11 protein-coding genes are annotated in these 14,562 nt (G+C 45.0%); 5 read left to right on the top strand and 6 right to left on the bottom strand.

The annotated features are described in order from the left end of the window. Window positions 1–34 precede the first annotated feature (34 nt). Window positions 35–1,300 carry a M23 family metallopeptidase gene (locus tag MIS45_RS07640; RefSeq protein ID WP_249450094.1) on the bottom strand — a complete coding sequence of 422 codons (1,266 nt, stop codon included), beginning with the start codon at window positions 1,298–1,300 and terminating at the stop codon, window positions 35–37. A gap of 236 nt (window positions 1,301–1,536) precedes the next feature. On the opposite strand from MIS45_RS07640, the gene MIS45_RS07635 reads away from it, so the two are divergent. Then, window positions 1,537–2,475 carry a hypothetical protein gene (locus MIS45_RS07635; RefSeq protein WP_249450093.1) on the top strand — a complete coding sequence of 313 codons (939 nt, stop codon included), beginning with the start codon at window positions 1,537–1,539 and terminating at the stop codon, window positions 2,473–2,475. Between the two features lie 45 nt (window positions 2,476–2,520). On the opposite strand, the gene MIS45_RS07630 is transcribed toward MIS45_RS07635, so the two are convergent. Both MIS45_RS07630 and MIS45_RS07625 read right to left on the bottom strand, forming a co-directional pair. After that, window positions 2,521–4,356: an O-antigen ligase family protein gene (locus MIS45_RS07630; RefSeq protein WP_249450092.1), complete on the bottom strand. Its 1,836-nt coding sequence runs from the start codon at window positions 4,354–4,356 to the stop codon at window positions 2,521–2,523. Further along, window positions 4,353–4,778, bottom strand: coding sequence for a DUF2069 domain-containing protein (locus MIS45_RS07625; RefSeq protein WP_430472071.1), 426 nt, complete (start codon window positions 4,776–4,778; stop codon window positions 4,353–4,355). The genes MIS45_RS07630 and MIS45_RS07625 overlap by 4 nt, the downstream gene beginning before the upstream one ends. A gap of 125 nt (window positions 4,779–4,903) precedes the next feature. Between MIS45_RS07625 and cysK the strand changes: the two genes are divergently transcribed. The 4 genes from cysK to MIS45_RS07605 all read left to right on the top strand — a co-directional run bounded on the left by cysK (window position 4,904) and on the right by MIS45_RS07605 (window position 8,670). After that, entirely contained in the window at window positions 4,904–5,836 is a 933-nt protein-coding gene (gene cysK, locus MIS45_RS07620) for a cysteine synthase A (protein WP_249445491.1), read from the top strand. Window positions 5,837–6,053: 217 nt separating this feature from the next. Continuing rightward, window positions 6,054–6,533, top strand: coding sequence for a hypothetical protein (locus MIS45_RS07615; protein WP_430472144.1), 480 nt, complete (start codon window positions 6,054–6,056; stop codon window positions 6,531–6,533). Between the two features lie 178 nt (window positions 6,534–6,711). Beyond that, complete coding sequence (gene greA, locus MIS45_RS07610; protein WP_249442037.1) at window positions 6,712–7,188, top strand: transcription elongation factor GreA; 477 nt, start codon at window positions 6,712–6,714, stop codon at window positions 7,186–7,188. A gap of 279 nt (window positions 7,189–7,467) precedes the next feature. Next, window positions 7,468–8,670, top strand: a complete 1,203-nt coding sequence (locus MIS45_RS07605) for a tetratricopeptide repeat protein (protein ID WP_249450091.1) — start codon at window positions 7,468–7,470, stop codon at window positions 8,668–8,670. 62 nt (window positions 8,671–8,732) lie between these two features. On the opposite strand, the gene MIS45_RS07600 is transcribed toward MIS45_RS07605, so the two are convergent. From MIS45_RS07600 to smc, 3 genes are all read right to left on the bottom strand, one after another. After that, window positions 8,733–9,242, bottom strand: a complete 510-nt coding sequence (locus MIS45_RS07600; RefSeq protein ID WP_249450090.1) for a gluconokinase — start codon at window positions 9,240–9,242, stop codon at window positions 8,733–8,735. Window positions 9,243–9,349: 107 nt separating this feature from the next. Next, window positions 9,350–10,744 carry a GntP family permease gene (locus MIS45_RS07595; RefSeq protein ID WP_249450089.1) on the bottom strand — a complete coding sequence of 465 codons (1,395 nt, stop codon included), beginning with the start codon at window positions 10,742–10,744 and terminating at the stop codon, window positions 9,350–9,352. 137 nt (window positions 10,745–10,881) lie between these two features. Further along, window positions 10,882–14,364 carry a chromosome segregation protein SMC gene (smc, locus tag MIS45_RS07590; protein WP_249450088.1) on the bottom strand — a complete coding sequence of 1,161 codons (3,483 nt, stop codon included), beginning with the start codon at window positions 14,362–14,364 and terminating at the stop codon, window positions 10,882–10,884. Between the last annotated feature and the right edge of the window lie 198 nt (window positions 14,365–14,562).

Genomic DNA, 14,562 nt, shown 5'->3' with positions numbered 1-14,562 from the left:
TTCAGGCTGCCTTTTATTTTGATGATATAAAAATTTAATCGCGCTGCGCTACCATCACGGGTAAACCGCGTACTGCTTGCATAATATCATCGGTTTTGGCGCGATATTTTTTTAATGCCGCCATGTCGGGTATAGATAGTTTAGGCGTGGGCAATGCCACCGCAGCAGGATTGACGTGCTGACCATTAATCCGTACTTCATAATGCAAATGCGGACCTGTGGAGTTACCTGTAGAACCCACCAAACCAATTACTGTTCCTGCACCAACAGGTGTACCCATATCCACATTTTGAATAAAGCTGCTTAAATGGGCATACAGCGTTTCCATGCCGTCGCTGTGTCGTACCATAACGGTATTACCATAGCCACCTTTCCAGCCACGAAAACTCACTACACCATCGCTAGGCGAAAGGACTTTTGTACCAGTTGGCGCTGCATAATCAATTCCTGTGTGCATGCGCACTGTGCGGAAAATGGGATGGATACGAATGCCGTATGGCGATGAAATGCGTGTAAATGATTCGATAGGCAAACCATCAAAACCTTTTTTCAATGCATTACCATTCTCATCATAATAATTACCGCCATTATCTTGTTCACCATTTTCAAAATAATAGCCATAATAGGTTTTGCCACCTGTTGTAATTTCTGCTGCTAAAACATTACCAGTTGCCACTTCTTGTCCGCGGAAATACAAGCTTTCGTACAACACGCGCACGCTATCACCTGATTTTAAGGCATCTAAATCCAGCTTATCGGCAAATACTTCTTTCAATGCTGTGCGAATTTCTACTGGCACACCTGCGCGCGCCAATGCACCAGAAGCGGATGTTATTACCACTACCGAACGCAATGAAGGCATGGTTTCCGTATCCACAGCGCCTGCATGAAGTTGCCATTTTCCATTGACTTTTTCAATCGCAATGAGTGTGCGTTCGCCATCTTCATTATCATTGAAAAATTGAATATCGGTTACTTCTTTTGCTGAATCCACGCGCGCGCTGATGATTTGTCCTGCGCGTAATTGCAGCATTTTGGTGTCAATTGGGCTTTCTTTCAAAAAGGTTTGGATGCTGTGTTCGCTCACGCCCAAGCGTCCCAATATAACGCTTAAATTATCGCCTGTTTGTACTTCTTCATCGTACCAATAACTCGCTGGTGTGTTGCTGCTGGTTATTTTGGGTAGTGGTAATTCTTGTACCACCAATTTGGTTTTGTATTCTGTTTGTTGTGCAGTGCCATGCGTGTTTGCCCATACTGCACCCGATAAAATCAATGCAGCAGGTATGGTTGTTAACAATTTTGTTTTCGTTTTCATCTCGTTAAACTAGATATTGTTTGTACAAAATATAGTGGATTCAATTTAAATCAGAACAAGGCGACAGCGACCGCCGTGTACACCGAGTACATAAGAGAGCTGGCAACGCCGTACTGATTTAAATTGAATTCACTATAATTTATAATTTTAACATTGTTACGCGAGTAGAACATAGTTTTTACCCAAGCATACTTTTGTTTAAATTCATTAAAGTTATCATGTTTACACTAATTATTCCTGCATTTCTTCGCGCAGAACACGAAACTGTGCCAACTTTTTCTACACCTGCACTCAATGATTTATGGCGTTTTGCGCGTTTTCAGGTTGCCTTGCGTACACGTTCGCAACTGTATCAAACGTTTTTGTGTGACCAATTAAGGCAGCCTGAAAACGTGGTTTATGCCAGTCCTGTGTGGCAACAAATGGGCATGAATAGTGTGAATATGTTGGACGGTGCGGCGGTTGCGATTACGGCGGACGAAGCGCGTATTTTATGCGAAGGTTTGAATGATTTATATGCAGGCGATGCTGTTTTTCAGGCTGCCCGACCCGATTTGTGGACTTTAACGCTGCCTGAAAAAGTACAATGGTCTGCGCCGTGTGTGCTGGATATATGTGGGCAAATGGACGGCAGCGAGCAAGCGAGTGGGGGCAATACGGCGGAATGGTTGCGTTGGTCGGCGGAAATTCAAATGTGGTTGCACAGTCATCGGCTTAACGAAAATCGCCAGCCGCCAATTAATGCTGTGTGGTTGTGGAACGCGCCTGAACATACGCCTGTGGATTTTCAGGCTGCCTTATTATTGGGAACGGATAGTGTTTGGGCGAAAAATAGTAGTTTGCAAACCGAAGCGGCACCGTATGATTGGGCGGCGTGGTTGCGTGTGTGCGATGAGCGAAAGGTGGCGGTGGCGCAATCTGCGGTATTGGCAGATGATTTTGTTGCGTGTCGTGATACGGGCGATGTATGGGCGTATGTTGATTTATTGGCAGATTGGGAAACGCGCTGGTTTGCACCGTTGCGAGATGCTTTGTTTTCAGGCAGCCTGAAAGGTTTGCGGATAGTTTGTGAACAGGGGGAATGTGTGATGGTGGCGAAACCGCAATGGGCGTTTTGGCGCAGGAAAAAAAGATTTGATGGAAAATATTGGGGATAAAAGTTTTCAGGCTGCCTATCTACAAAATAGGCAGCCTGAAAACTTTTATTTACTCGCTACATTTTTCTGCAACCAATCAGGCAATACCATTGCTTGTGCGCAATTTGGACGTTGATTGATGGACGCGGCATAGGCTTCACACGCAGCGGTGTAATCTTGGCGCAAACCTTCATAATGCGGCGTATTCATAATCGGAGCGGCATAGGCTGGCATTTTGGCGGGATAATAACGGTACATCAATTTCATAAAATCACGCGCTTCTTGCTCATAGCCCGAACGATACGCCACCAATCCGTATTTATGCGCATTGGCAAAGGGACGATAAAGCATGTTTTCTCGCGCATGTTCAATCGCCCAGTCAGGAATGCTGTTGGCATTGACATCTACATAATTCATCAGTTGCAGTTGTGCATAATAACGCAACATGGGTTCGGTTTTTGCCGTTGTCAGCAAACCAATAATATTGTCGGTGCGTTTTTTGACGCCCACATTGCTGCTGCCTGAAACTGCGCGTAAATCTTGATACGCAAAACCCAAACGAATAATGCCGCCCATTAATATAAGTGTGGCAAATAATACAGGCATGCTGGTTTTCAGGCTGCCTTGTGTGTTTTCACGTTCAGATTCATCAGCAGGCGGTGCAAATCCGATAAACAATGCAAATACGCTCAAAAAATAAATATACCAAAGCGGATATTCCAACACGCTATGCACCAGCGATACGCTCATCAATGCCAGCAAAAATCCACCCACAGGCGCATTCACACGCTGAAAACACGCGCGTACCACAAACAGCAAACCAACCAACACCAATGCTGTGCCGACCCAGCCCATTTCTGCCAATAAATTCAAAAATGAATTGTGGCTATGCGTGAACAATACTGAATTTTCATATGGACGAAAACCTGTTGGATAGACATTTTCCACGAAACCATACCAAGAATAACTGCCCCAACCGTGTCCCAATAAAGGCGCGGATAAAAATACTTGCCATGCTTTTTTCCATTCGTAGCCGCGACCCGAACCTTCAAATTGCGAGCCACTCAAACGTTCTGCCGCGCTGTTTAAGCCGCCATCGCGGAACAAAGCCAACACAGGCTCAATCGCAAATTGACACAACAATACCATCGCGGCTGCCAATCCCAATCCACTGACGGTGCGATTGCTGATGCTGCCTGAAAACACGCGATACACAGGCAACCAAATAGCCAATGCCAACACATATGCGAAAATGGTGCGTGAACCAGTCAAACCCATGGTTGCTGATAAAAATACAATCAACGCTAGCGCAACGACACTAGCCAAACGCTTTTGCGCCCACAGCCAGCCAGTCGCCAATACGCCCCACATCAAATAATGTCCAAAATGATTGCGTTGCGCGAGCTGCCCTTCCACAATGCCTGCGCGATACATCAAATAACCCTGAAATTTGCCTGCCAAGCCCGTGTATTGCAGCCAACCAATCGCCGCATTTGCCAGCGCACCCAATACCAAAGCCGCCGCTAATATGGAAACGGCACGCTCTGTACCCAATTTCAACACCCAGCCGCGACACGCCCAACACATCAACGCCAAAATCACAAATGTCCACGAAACCATGTCGCTCATGCCTAAATAGGTCAAATTCATGGCGCGTGCTTGAATCGCCCAAAATGCGGCGAGTACAATAAAATACCAAAAAGAATCTGTGATTTTACTTTTCAGGCTGCCTGAAAACACGGTTAGCAACACCAATATCAAGGCAAAAAACAGCGAACCACTTTCCAAGAAAAAGCTGGGCAAAGGACCCAATCGCATAATAGATAAAAATGGCACAACAGCGACCAACAAAATACCAAGCCACAAAGGGGCAGTTTCGCTAGTAAACAAAGGCTTATTCATATTTTGTCTTTCTTGATTTTGAATTGTTTTAAATAACACAGGCAGCCTGAAAAAAAGATAAGTGTGAGTACAATTTCCATTGCAGCGAACCAACGTGAAGCAGCCTGAATGTCCCATAAACGCATTACGCCCTCAATGAAATACGCCATAATCAGCATGGAACAATATTGGTATGTGTATATTTTGCCCGATAAAATGCCGCGTATCGGCAACAAAAGTGGCACGAGTTTGATGAGCAATAAAATATAACCTGTACCAAGTGGTGCATAAATCCAATCCCATACAAGGGTTAGAATAATCAGCAATAGCCATGCGATACGCGGTATGTGAAGCAAAATGAGACGTGTTTGAGACATAATCCAAAATCGGTTTTCAGGCTGCCTAGCAACAAAATGCAGCCTGAAAAATAATCGTATAATCAAAAAAAGCGTATTATAGCGGTAGGTTATAAAACAAAGCAGCACAAATTATTTTATTTTCTACACGAAGATAAGGTAGGATTACTATCATCAATGATTTTTATGCAAATATGCAAAAGGGATACACTATGAATATCGCTAATAATATTACTGATTTAATCGGCAACACGCCTTTGTTGCAACTGAATCATTTGACCAAAGGTTTACCCGCTCGTGTTGCGGTGAAACTGGAATTTTTTAACCCTGGTAACAGCGTGAAAGACCGCATTGCTGCTGCCATGATTGAAGCAGCAGAACGCGAAGGCAAAATCACGCCAAACACAATTATTGTGGAGCCAACTTCGGGTAATACGGGCATTGGCTTGGCAATGGTATGTGCGGCAAAAGGTTACAAATTGGTGATTACCATGCCCGAAAGCATGAGTAAAGAACGCCGTATGTTACTGCGTGCGTTTGGTGCAGAATTGGTGCTGACTCCTGCTGCGGAAGGCATGAGTGGTGCGATTGCCAAAGCAGAAGAATTTGTTAAAGCTAATCCAAGTGTGTATTTCATGCCACAACAATTTGAAAATCCTGCTAACCCAGAAGTGCATCGTAAAACAACTGCTGAAGAAGTTTGGCGCGATACCGATGGTGCGGTAGATATTTTTGTTGCAGGTGTTGGTACGGGTGGTACATTGAGTGGTGTGGGCGAAGTATTGAAAGCGAAAAAAGCCAGCGTGCAAGTATTTGCTGTTGAGCCAGAGGCTTCGCCTGTATTGAGCGGTGGTCAAAAAGGTCCGCACGTGATTCAAGGTATTGGCGCGGGTTTTGTACCAAAAAATTTGAATACGTCTATTTATGATGGCGTGGTGCAAGTATCCAATGAAAATGCGTTGGCAACGGCACGCGCATTGGCTGAAAAAGAAGGCATATTGGCGGGAATTTCGTCGGGTGCAGCGGCTTGGAGCGCGTTGGAATTGGCGAAAAAACCTGAAAACGAAGGTAAATTGATTGTGGCAGTGTTGCCTGATTTTGGCGAACGTTATTTGTCTACTGCATTGTATGCTGATTTAGTATAAAATACAGGCATAAAGAAACACACACATAATATCAAGAGTTTGCAGCCTGAAAATTATTTTCAGGCTGCCTTTTTATATTATGAATCTTTTTAGATGATTAACTGTTTGAAGTGGATTGAATGACACAGATTCAAACAGAGATATTTTGATTAATCACAAAAATCGGTTAATATCGCCTATTCTTCATTCTTTCGCGTCTGTATAAGGAGACTGCATCATGACAAAACGATACCTTTCAATGGGCATTATGGCGACTTTGCTGCTGTCTGCCTGCAATATGATGGAATTGCCGCATGAATTAAAACCCATGTCATCGGATAGCCAAGTGTCCACAAAAAGCTACACATTGGCAGCCAGTCATTGGTCTGATGTGGCAAAAATTCGTGCAGAAGCCAATCGTTTGGGTTTGCAAGTTCGCGCAGGCAAAATGACCAAAGTACAAGCCGCACAACATTTGAACCGTTTCCGCATCAATTTGGTGGGACGCAATATTGTGGATGACAGCGTGTATGATGTGTATTTGCAAGCAGCGGTAGACAGCCAACGTGGCGAAATTACCAATACCCAATCGCGTGCTTATGTGGAAAATGCGCTGCGTGGCTGGCAACAACGTTGGCCCAATATGGATAGCAAACCTAAAAATCCTGCGTTTACCAATTTCTTGTTGGAATTTATGGGCATGACACCATTGCGTTAAACTTGCCTTTTTTGTGTGATTTGATACAATAGGCACAACTTTTGATTTAGCAGCAAGCCGCATAAATTTTGCGGCTTGCCTTTTTATTATTGATTTTGAAACCAGATAAAAATAAGGTTTTATAGGCAGCCTGAATATGATTTTCAATTTTCAGGCTGCCTTATTGGAGAGTATATTTATGAGTAAAATCCCTTTAACGATTCGTGGCGCGGAAGCATTGAAAGCGGAATTGCAACAATTAAAAAGTGTGGCGCGTCCTGAAATTATTGCGGCGATTGCAGAAGCACGTTCGCATGGTGATTTGTCGGAAAACGCGGAATACGAAGCGGCAAAAGAAAAACAGGGCTTTATTGAAGGACGTATTGCGGAACTGGAAAGCAAATTATCACACGCGCAAATTATTGACCCAAAAGAAATTCATGCCGAAGGTCGCATTGTGTTTGGTGCAACGGTAACAGTGTTGGATTTGGAAACGGACGAGGAAACGACTTATCAAGTGGTAGGCGATGACGAGGCGGATATTAAAGAAAAACGCATTGCAGTCAGCTCACCGATTGCGCGCGCTCTGATTGGTAAGGAAGAGGGCGATGTGGCGGAAGTGCAAGCACCAAGCGGTATGCGTGAATATGAAATTTTGACGGTGCAATATATTTAATTTCATGATGATAAAGGCAGCCTGAAAAGTTTTTCAGGCTGCCTTTATCAAAATAAACACACAAAATATTTAACAAGCACAGAATACTTGTGTAATGCGGAATAAAAACTTACACTTTTTCTTTTTGTTCCAATGATATGGAACTTCTGTAGGTCGAGCATTTATGCCCGACACAATGTATCGCTATCATGTCGGGCATAAATGCTCGACCTACAACTTGTTTAATGCGTAATAAAAGCTTACACTTTTTTCTTGTCCCAATGATATGGAGTGCTTTATATGCTATTTCCTATTTCTCGCAAATTTCCCCAATTATCCGTAGTATTATTGGCTACGATGCTGGTGTTGCCTGTTGCTGCTGAGCCAGATACGCAAACCACTTCATCAACCAATATTTCAGGACAATCGCAAAATAATTTCGCGATCGATTTAAAATTGGCGCAACAAGGTGATGCTTTTGCACAAAATAATGTTGGTGTGCGTTATTTGAATGGTTTGGAGGGTGTGAAACAAGACTATGCGCAAGCCAAATTTTGGTTGGAAAAAGCGGCTGCACAAGGATTGGTAGAAGCACAAAATAATTTGGGCTATATGTATAAGCAAGGTTGGGGCGTAAAACAAGATTATGCCCAAGCTAAATCATGGTATGAAAAAGCTGCTGCACAAGGATTGGCAGGCGCACAAAACAATTTGGGCTATATGTATGATGAAGGTTTGGGCGTCAAACAAGATTATGCCCAAGCCAAAGCATGGTATGAAAAAGCTGCTGCGCAAGGATATGCAGCCGCACAAAATAATTTGGGCTATATGTATCAGCAAGGTTTGGGTATCAAACAAGATTATGCCCAAGCTAAATCATGGTATGAGAAAGCTGCTGCGCAAGGAGATGCAGGCGCACAAAATAGTTTGGGCTATATGTATGCGCAAGGTTGGGGGGTGAAACAAGATTATGCCCAAGCCAAAGCATGGTATGAAAAAGCTGCTGCGCAAGGACATGCAGGTGCACAAAACAATTTGGGCTATATATATCAGCAAGGTTGGGGCGTAAAACAAGATTATGCCCAAGCTAAATCATTGTTTGAAAAAGCCGCTGCGCAAGGAGATGCAGGTGCACAAAACAATTTGGGCTATATATATCAGCAAGGTTGGGGCGTAAAACAAGATTATGCCCAAGCTAAATCATGGTATGAAAAAGCCGCTGCGCAAGGAGATGCAAGTGCACAAAATAATTTGGGTTATATGTATGATGAAGGTTTGGGTATCAAACAAGATTATACCCAAGCCAAAGCATGGTATGAAAAAGCTGCTGTGCAAGGGGATGAAGTCTCACAATACAATTTGGGCTATATGTATTATGGAGGTTTGGGTGTGAAACAAGATTATATTCAAGCCAAAAAATGGTTTGAAAAAGCTGCTGCACAAGGAAATAAAGCTGCACAAGAGAGTCTGAATTATATGCACGAAAATGACTTAATCCACTAATTCTTCCATCAAAAATAACAATAAAGGCAGCCTGAAAAACTTTTCAGGCTGCCTTTTTGTGTTTAATGGTTACTGTCTAACCAACGGCGAATATCCGCTGCAACTTCATCTGCTGCGCCAGCATTGTCAATCACAATGCCGCGTTCGTCTGGTTCCAATGGCTGCAAAATCGCCAGTTGAGAATCCACCATGCTGGCTTTCATATAATGCCCTTGTCGTGCTGCCATGCGGTCGCGGTTCAATTCAATCGGTGGGGAAAGATGAATGAAATACACTTCGCCTTCTGCACCACGCAAAATATCGCGGTAGGCTTTTTTCAGCGCAGAACAGGTTACCACAGAATATTTTGCGCCATTTTTTGCTTGTTCACTCATCCAATCGCGCAAATTTCCCAACCATGGGGCGCGGTCTTCATCGGTCAGCGGAATGCCTGCGCCCATTTTGTCGCGATTGACTTGGGTATGAAAATCATCTCCTTCGGCATAGGCGCAATGCAAATGTTGTTGCACGGTTTGGGCGGCGGTGGTTTTGCCGCAGCCGCAAATGCCCATAATCACATAATGTTTGGTCATGGTTTTTTTCCTTGTTTGAGTCGCGTATCAAATATTATCAAAAAATATTTTTCAGGCTGCCTTGATGTGTGATTCATGGCAAAAAAGCAGCCTGAAACAAAATTGGTTTAGCCTAATATTGCCACCGCAATCGCTGACAAAATAAAACCAATGATGGCAATCAATGTTTGATTAACCGTCCATGTTTTCAAGGTGGTGGCTTCGTCCATATTCAACAAACGTCCCACCAACCAGAAACCTGAATCGTTTACATGGCTAGCTGCAACGGAACCTGCTGCGGTGGCTAAAACCACGCCTGCCAGTTGCCATTCATTGTAACCTGCTGCGGCTACGGCAGGTGCCATTAAAGCAGCCGCAGTCATCAATGCAACGGTTGCGGAACCTTGTGCAATTCGCAATACCAATGCCACTAAAAAGCAACCGAGTAATACGGGTACACCCAAATCGCCCATGGTATCTGCCAATGCTTTACCAATTCCAGAAGCGCGTAATACGCCACCAAACATACCGCCTGCACCAGTAATCAAAATAACGGAGCAAACAGGTGCCAGCGTGCCGTCCAATGTTTTTTCTAATGCGCTGGCATTCATGCCACGTTTACGTCCCAAGAAATACATGGCTGCTAATACAGAAATCAACAAGGCGATGGGCGTTGTACCAATCATTCGTAAAAATTGTACCCATTCTGCTTTGCCATCTACCCATTTGGCAGAGCTTGCCATGTGCAAACCTGTATTCATAAAAATCAATAACATAGGAATCAGCATCAACATAATCACGGTAGATGCTTTGGCAGGTTCGGCAGGTTGGTCATTGTCTTGTTTGCCACCAGCGAGCAAATCAGCAGCAGGTACGGGAACAGGGAATAATTTATTTGCTGTCAAACCCCACCAGTAACCGCTCACTAACCAAGTTAAAATGGCAACGGGTAAGCCCAACAGCAGTACATAACCCACGCCAGCGCCATATAATTCTGAAGCTGCAATTGCACCTGGATGCGGTGGCAAGAAAACGTGCATTACGGAAAACGCGCCAATAGACGGCAAGGCATACGCTAACACATTGGAGTTCATGCGTCGTGCCGTTGCGAATACAATCGGCAACATAACAATCAAACCTGCATCAAAAAAGATGGGGAAACCGAATAGCAATGATGCTACACCCAATGCCAATGGCGCACGTTTTTCGCCAAACAGTCGAATCATTGCATCCGCCAAAGATTTTGCGCCACCCGATGTTTCCACCAAGCGACCAAGCATCGCACCTAAGCCAACCAATAGTGCGACACTGCCTACTGTGCCACCAAAGTTTTTGACTAGCACATCATTAACCAATGCGCCATAGGGTAAACCTGTGGCAATCGCAGTGAGCAAGCTGACCAGAATTAAAGTCAGCAAAGCATGTACGCGAAATTTAATAATCAGTACCAAAATCAGCGCAATCGCACCTGCGGCAATGCCCAACAGCGTGCCTGCGCTAAGTGTTTGTGTCCAGTTATCCATGTTTATTCTCCTGATAGAGGTATTGAAGAAAGTGTGTATATTAGCACTATGTTAGAAAATGTAGTAGTGGGTAAATTAAAGAAATGATTTGTTAAAGAAAAAGCAGCCTGAAAATTTTTCAGGCTGCCTTTTAACGATTACTGCTCCGCCATTTGCAATGCTTCTTGAATATCCACCGCCACCACACGCGATACGCCTTTTTCTTGCATGGTAACGCCGACCAATTGTTCCGCCATTTCCATCGTCAAACGATTGTGGGAAATATACAAAAATTGCGTTTGTGCCGACATTTCTTTGACCAACTGACAAAAGCGCGAAGTATTGGCATCGTCCAATGGCGCGTCCACTTCGTCCAATAAACAAAATGGTGCAGGATTCAAACTGAACAAAGCGAACACCAGACTCATAGCGGTTAAGGCTTTTTCGCCACCGCTTAACAAATGAATGGTGGCATTTTTTTTGCCGACAGGTCGCGCCATAATAGACACGCCTGCGGTCAGCAAATCATCGCCCACCATATGCAAACGCGCTTCGCCGCCACCGAATAAAGTCGGGAAAAATTCCTGTACTTTGGCATTGACCGCATCAAATGTTTCTTTAAAACGGATTTTGGTTTCGTCATCAATTTGCGCGATGGCTTGTTCCAACAAATCAATGGCAGCCTGAACATCTTCGCTTTGCTGGCGATAATAATCATCGCGTTCATGCGCTTCGCTCAATTCTGCCAATGCCGCCAAATTAACCGCACCCAAAGCATCAATTTGTGTTTGTAACTGTTTAATGTGTTGCGCTAAATCTTTCAGGCTGCCTGAATATTCATATTGCGATAGATATGCCAAATCTGCATCACGCGACAATAAATCTTCGTGATAATGCTGTGCGTTCAACAAAGCTTCTTGCTGTTGCAACAAAGCTGTTTGTACCGCAGCCTGAATTTGCGGCAACATTGCTGCTGCTGCTTGAACGCGCTCATACACTTCCATGCCCTGTGTTTGCGTCTCTTGCAAATGCGATTCCGCTGCCGAAATCTGTTCTTGCAAAACCATTTCATGTTCTTGATGATGCGCTAATTGTTGCGACAATTCTTCCATCAAAGCATCATCGGCAGCCTGAAAAACTGTTTCTTCCAAACGCGTATGCCAATCCGCCTGTTGTTGCACCAATGCCGCTGCTTGCGCTTGCAAACTATCCACGCGTTGCTGCCATTTGTGTATATCCAATTCCGCTACACCGTATTGCCGATTGGCTTCCAATAATGCCAACTGCGCTTGTTTCAACGCCTGTTGCTGCGTGTGGCGATTGCCCGACAATTCACGATTTTGCGTATCTAATTCCGCCACCGCTTGCGCCAAAGTTTCCCCATCTGTCGCCAGCGTTTCTTGTTGTTGCGCCAATACTGCACATTCTTCATCTAACTGCGCCAATTCCAACACAATGTGTTCGCGGCGTAACTGTCCTTGATTGGTGCGCGTGAACAGCGTATTGGCTTGATGTTGCGCCTCTTGCCATGCCGCAGATGTTTGCCGATGTTGTGCCAACATTTGTTGATGTGCTTGTTCAGCTGCCGTCATTTCTTGTTGGATTTGCTGATACGCGTGTTCCGCTGTCGCTAATTGCGGTTCCAGTTGTGCCAAATCCTGTGTCAGTGCATCGTATTTTGCCTGATGTTGCAGAAAATCCACGCCATCATTCGCAGCAAACAATATCACACCAACTTTGTCCACCCGATGACCTTCGGGCGTAAGCCAAATCTGATGCCCTTGCAAATCGTGTTGATGCGCCAAAGCATACGCCAAATCAGGTGCACACAAAACACCGTCTAACCAATGCGATACGGCAGCCTGAAAACGTTTATCTACTTGAATTTGATTCAATAAAGCCTGTGCAGGCAAAGTTTTGTGTTTCAGGCTGCCTTGTGTATTAATCCACGCAGCCGTACCGTGCGCCAAATTTTCAGGCTGCCCTTGCATCGGTTCTGGCAAACAACGCGCTTGCACACGTTCCGCCAACACCACGCTCAACGCCATTTGCCACGCATCGGGTGCGTGAACGTGTTGCCACAAAACAGGCGCATCAGCAAATGTGGTTTCTGCCCACACATCAGTTGTTTGCTGGCTATGCAAAATCTGCGCCAACGCCTGTTGTTGCGCTTGCGCCGTCATCACTTGTTGCTGGATTACCGATAAATGTTGTTGCGCCGTTTGCCAACGTGTTTTCAGGCTGCCTATTGTGTCCGTTTGTTGTTGCAATGCGATTTCTGTTGCTTCATATTGCGCTTGATGCGTTTCGCTTGCCAACTGCGCCGCCGCCAATTCCGCATCATCGGGCAAAGCCAATGCCGTCAATTCTTCACGCAAACGCGCCGCACGCTCATGGTGTTTTGCCAACGCCTGTTGCGTGTGTTGCGCTTGCTGCTGCTTCAATGCCAACTCACGTTTTAATTGATTTAACTGCTCTTGCTGGCTGGTGTAGGCATGATGTTGTTGCTGCTCCAAACGTTCCAATTCGGGCAAACGCATTTCGTGTTCCGCCACCACCATCGCCAATTCTGCCAATTCCGTCTGTTTGTCCAATAAACGATTTTGCAACACGTCGCATTCTTCTAAAATGGAATTATGCTGTTGTTGTAAATGATGAATTTTATTTTGTGCCGCCGCACGTTCTTTTTCTGTGCGCTGTTGATACGTTTGTTGCGCCCGAATTTGCTCTTCCACACGCGCCATTTGTTCGCGCAATAAAGCGTGTTGATTTTTCAGGCTGCCTACCGTGTTTTGTTGTTCCTGTTCTTGTGTACGCAAGGTTTGAATGTGTTGATTTAATTGCTCGGTTTGCGTACTTAATTGTTCTTGTTGTGTTTGCGCGATTTGATGTTGCGCCGCCGCCTTGTCCGCATCAGCCAATGCCTGTTGCCAATGCACATAATCTTGCAAATTTTGTTGTTGCGCCAATTCTTGGTTTAACTGACGATATTTTTCCGCAGTGCTCGCCTGTTTTTCCAATTTTTCCACTTGGCGCGACAATTCGGTTTGCAAATCTGCCAAACGCTGCAAATGTTCACGCGTATCTTGCAAACGCGATTCGGTTTCACGGCGGCGTTCTTTGTATTTGGATACGCCCGCTGCTTCTTCAATATACGCTCGCAATTCTTCGGGACGCGCTTCAATAATTCGCGAAATCATGCCTTGCTCAATCACCGCATAACCACGCGCACCCACGCCTGTACCCAAAAATAAATCGGTAATATCGCGGCGGCGCACTGCTTGACCATTGATGAAATAGCTGCTGTCGCCTTGTCGCGTGAGCTGGCGTTTGATGGATACTTCGGCATATTGTCCCCACGCGCCTTGCAAAGCGTGGTCACTATTATCAAACACCAATTCCACCGATGCGCGTGGCGCAGGGCGGCGCGTAGCAGCACCGTTAAAAATCACGTCTTGCATACTTTCACCGCGCAATTGTTTCGCCGATGCTTCGCCCAACACCCAACGCACCGCATCAATCACATTGGATTTGCCACAGCCGTTTGGTCCAATCACGGCGACCAGTTGGCTGGGAACGTGAATGGTGGTGGGGTCGGTAAAGGATTTGAAACCTGCTAGTTTGATTTGGGTAAGACGCATTTTTTCAGGCTGCCTGAATGATTAAACAAAGTGGCGGATTATAGCAAAGAATAGGGTAGGCAGCCTGAAAGCGAGTATGTATTTGTATGTTATAGTGAATTCACTAAACCAGTACAGCGACTGCCGTGTACATCTAGTACATAAGGGCGTTGGCAACGCTGTACTATTTGTATTTGAAACGACTATATCTAATTCATA

The sequence above is a fragment of the Wielerella bovis genome (genome assembly GCF_022354465.1).
GTDB lineage: Bacteria > Pseudomonadota > Gammaproteobacteria > Burkholderiales > Neisseriaceae > Wielerella > Wielerella bovis.
The sequence above is the reverse complement of the archived record's forward strand: the minus strand, read 5'-3'. Positions and strand labels throughout refer to the sequence as shown.

Excerpts from the sequence above, each read along its gene's own strand:
- cysK (WP_249445491.1), top strand. The coding sequence starts at position 4,904 with ATGAATATCGCTAATAATATTACTGATTTAATCGGCAACACGCCTTTG.
- MIS45_RS07600 (WP_249450090.1), bottom strand. The coding sequence starts at position 9,242 with ATGACCAAACATTATGTGATTATGGGCATTTGCGGCTGCGGCAAAACC.
- MIS45_RS07595 (WP_249450089.1), bottom strand. The coding sequence starts at position 10,744 with ATGGATAACTGGACACAAACACTTAGCGCAGGCACGCTGTTGGGCATT.
- MIS45_RS07635 (WP_249450093.1), top strand. The coding sequence starts at position 1,537 with ATGTTTACACTAATTATTCCTGCATTTCTTCGCGCAGAACACGAAACT.
- MIS45_RS07615 (WP_430472144.1), top strand. The coding sequence starts at position 6,054 with ATGACAAAACGATACCTTTCAATGGGCATTATGGCGACTTTGCTGCTG.
- MIS45_RS07605 (WP_249450091.1), top strand. The coding sequence starts at position 7,468 with ATGCTATTTCCTATTTCTCGCAAATTTCCCCAATTATCCGTAGTATTA.
- greA (WP_249442037.1), top strand. The coding sequence starts at position 6,712 with ATGAGTAAAATCCCTTTAACGATTCGTGGCGCGGAAGCATTGAAAGCG.
- smc (WP_249450088.1), bottom strand. The coding sequence starts at position 14,364 with ATGCGTCTTACCCAAATCAAACTAGCAGGTTTCAAATCCTTTACCGAC.
- MIS45_RS07630 (WP_249450092.1), bottom strand. The coding sequence starts at position 4,356 with ATGAATAAGCCTTTGTTTACTAGCGAAACTGCCCCTTTGTGGCTTGGT.